This window comes from Spirillospora sp. NPDC049652, assembly GCF_040675125.1.
Taxonomy (GTDB): Bacteria; Actinomycetota; Actinomycetes; order Streptosporangiales; family Streptosporangiaceae; genus Spirillospora.
On sequence record NZ_JBFAOF010000895.1, the window covers coordinates 1 to 2,963 of the forward strand.

Sequence of the window (2,963 nt, forward strand, 5' to 3'; positions counted from 1 at the left end):
GCCCGGCCGAGGCCGTCTCGGCCACCAAGCACGCGCTGAACGGCTGGCTGCGGCTGGCGCAGCCGAGCTTCGACGCGTCCCTGGCCATGGAGTTCCTCGGCTTCGCCGGCCCCGACGTCCGCGAGGGCGTGGCCGCGCTCCGCGAGAAGCGTCCCCCGAAGTTTGCCTGAGCGCCTCCTGACGGCCGCGTCCGCCCCGGCCGTCAGGAGAAGCGCCTGGCCAGCGCGGACAGGCCGGTCGCGTAGATGCCGACGGTGAGGGTCTTGGCCATCGCCTCCTCGTCGTCGGCGTTCGCGGAGAACTCGGCGGACCACTCCACGAACGACCCGCCGGTCACGGTGACCGGCACGACCCGCAGGGCGGCGCGGCAGCGCCGGACCGGCAGCGGGCACTCCAGCACCTCGTAGCGGTAGGTGCGGGCGTCGTCGTCCAGGGACGTCAGCCGCTCGCGGAACACCGTGTCGCCCGGGCCGATGATGCGGCGGACGCAGCCGACCCGGTCGGACGGCCCGCCGTCCTCGATGACGCCGGTCTCGACGCCCGGCATCCACTCGGCCAGGTTGCCGAAGTCCCGCAGGTAGGCCCACACCCGCTCGGCGGACGCGGGCAGCACCGCACTGGCGTACGCGGGTTGGGGGGCGGAGGGCACGGCGGGCGGAACGCTGGACGGCACGGTCACGGCGGCTCCTCGACGGCGCGGGACGGACCCGGGGGCGGATGCGACGGCGGACGGGCGGGACGGCCGGACGGGGCGGCCGGCCTCGCCCCATGCTCCACCGCCCGATGTGATCTAGGCAACACCCCGGCGTGCGTGCTCCGCACCCGCAGGGCGGATCGCCCGCTCCGCTGTCTCCTCGCCGCCACAACCACGTCGAACCCGGTCGGGTCCACCCTCAACTGCCGTTCGCACCGAACAGCGGCGTGCGAGCGTGGCCACCGTGGAGGCCGAGCCGACCGGAGGAGATGACCCATGAGGCGAGCTTCGGAACCGGAAGGCGCCCCCGACGAGGGACTTCCACACGCCGGCCCTGGCGCGGAGACCGGCGTTCCCGGCGGCGTCCCTCTCGCCTCGTTCCCGGGGACGAGCTGGGACGCCAGGTTCGCCGCCGCGCTGTCCCACGTCGCGGCGCAGACCTACAAGCCGGTGATCCTGCTGCCCAACGGTCCGGTCGAGCTGTCGGGCGGGCCGTACACGCTGATCGACGGGCTGCGGCTGTCCGGGCCGCTGGGCGCACCCGAGCGCGAGTTCGACACCCGCGGCCCCCAGTCGATCGTCACCGTCCGGGGCGGCCCGCTGTTCGCGGTGCCGCCCGGCGGCGTGCGCGGCGTCAGCATCCGGGGCGTGCAGTTCCGGGCCGCCGCACCGGTGGACTGGCTGGTCCGCCAGACCGACCTCGCCAACGGTCCGATCATGTCCGACTGCGACTTCACCGACCTGGCCTGGAACGGGTTCTCCTCGGTCATGCACACCCGCCACCTGCGCGTCGCCATCGAACGCACCTACGTCAACAACGGCGGCGACGTGCAGTTCAAGCTGGGCGGCTCGGACAACACGTACTGGATGAGCGGCCACTCGTTCCTCTCGGGGAACGCGCCGGCCACGGCGACCGCGTACCTCCACTTCACCAGCATGTCCCGCACGCGCGTCGGGCCCCTGTACATCACGCCCCAGCACGCGACGGCGATCAAGGTCGAGCGCGGCTACGGCGGCCTGTCGTTCCACGGCCTCCTGCTGGACTCGACCGGCCGGGACGCGGACACCGCCTGCCAGGGGCCCGCCGTCGTCATTGACGGCGGCGAAGGCCACGTCTTCCAGGACTGCTGGTTCTTCAACAACGCCGTCCGGCCCCGGACGACCGGCCGCCCCTGGCAGAAGGGACAGGTCTACATCCACGCCGGGTCGCAGATCGCCTTCATCGGCTGCCAGTGGTCGGGCGGCGCCAGGCAGCGGGTCCTCACCCCGAGGGGAACGCCGGCGATCTACGCGGCGGCCGGGGTGACCGACGTCCGCGTCCACGCCCCGCTCGCCCCCAACGCCGGCGAGCGCCTGCTGCACCAGGCCGCACCCGGGACGATCTCCTGCGACGACCCGACCTGGACGGTCGCCACCGCCTGACCCCGCTCCCGCCCGACCGGGCGGCTGCTACGGATGGACGCGCTGTTCGGAGACGACGAGCCGGACGGTCCCGGCGGTGGCTCCGCTGAACGCCGAGGACACGTACCAGCCGCCCTTCACCTTGCCGGCCGGCACGACGCGCGCGTCGAGGTTCCAGACGCCGGGGTGACCGCCGCCGGACCGGTCCAGCATGTACGCCGCGACGGTGCCTCCGCGCTGCCGGAGGGCGGCGACGACCTCCTTGACGGTCCGGCCGGTGACCGGCACCCCCGCCAGGATCTCGCCGGGCGCGGTCGCGCTCCCGGTGATGAGGATCCGTTCGCCTGGACGCGGCGCGCGGCCGAGCACGACGGTGACCGGCGTCCGCAGGCCGACCGGGATCCGGACGCCCGTCCTGCACCGGGTCCCTCCGCAGTCCGCGCCGGGGAGGTGCTCCAGCTCGACGTGCCCTCGTCCGTCCGTGCTCGCGGACAGCATGGCGCCCACCAGGCTCGGGGACGCGGGACGGACGTCCAGTTTCACGGCCAGGCCGTGCGCGGCGAACTCCGTCCGCAGGCGGTCGGGATCGGCCTTCGGGTCCCGGACGGCGACCTTCACGTACTGGCCGTCCCGCGTGAAGGAGAGCGCCTCGGCGGGGTGCTCCCCGCCCGGCCAGCCAAGGAACACCGCCCCGGCCGCCACGGCGGCCGCCACAGCCCCGATGCCCAGCACCGGCTTTCGCCGGGCGCGCCGTGCGGCCACGGGGTCCGGCTTCGCAACGGCTTCGGACGTGCGGACGATCTCGGTGGCGAGTTCGTCGAAGGCGGCGTCCGACGCGCAGCGCGGCCGCCACCAGCCCGGACGTGCC

3 protein-coding genes are annotated in these 2,963 nt (G+C 74.4%); 1 reads left to right on the top strand and 2 read right to left on the bottom strand.

Annotated features, from left to right (window positions below; genetic code table 11):
* Positions 1-202: 202 nt before the first annotated feature.
* The gene (locus AB0J52_RS34490; protein WP_500187089.1) at positions 203-679 is read right to left on the bottom strand and encodes an SRPBCC family protein; all 477 of its coding nucleotides are present in this window, start codon (positions 677-679) and stop codon (positions 203-205) included.
* A gap of 291 nt (positions 680-970) precedes the next feature.
* On the opposite strand from AB0J52_RS34490, the gene AB0J52_RS34495 reads away from it, so the two are divergent.
* Positions 971-2,116: a hypothetical protein gene (locus AB0J52_RS34495; protein WP_500187090.1), complete on the top strand. Its 1,146-nt coding sequence runs from the start codon at positions 971-973 to the stop codon at positions 2,114-2,116.
* Between the two features lie 27 nt (positions 2,117-2,143).
* Here AB0J52_RS34495 and AB0J52_RS34500 read toward each other — a convergent pair.
* A partial coding sequence (locus AB0J52_RS34500) for a hypothetical protein (protein ID WP_500187091.1) occupies positions 2,144-2,963 on the bottom strand: 820 nt, incomplete at its 5' end.

Coding starts and splice junctions, on each gene's coding strand:
- AB0J52_RS34495 (WP_500187090.1), top strand. CDS start 971: ATGAGGCGAGCTTCGGAACCGGAAGGCGCCCCCGACGAGGGACTTCCA.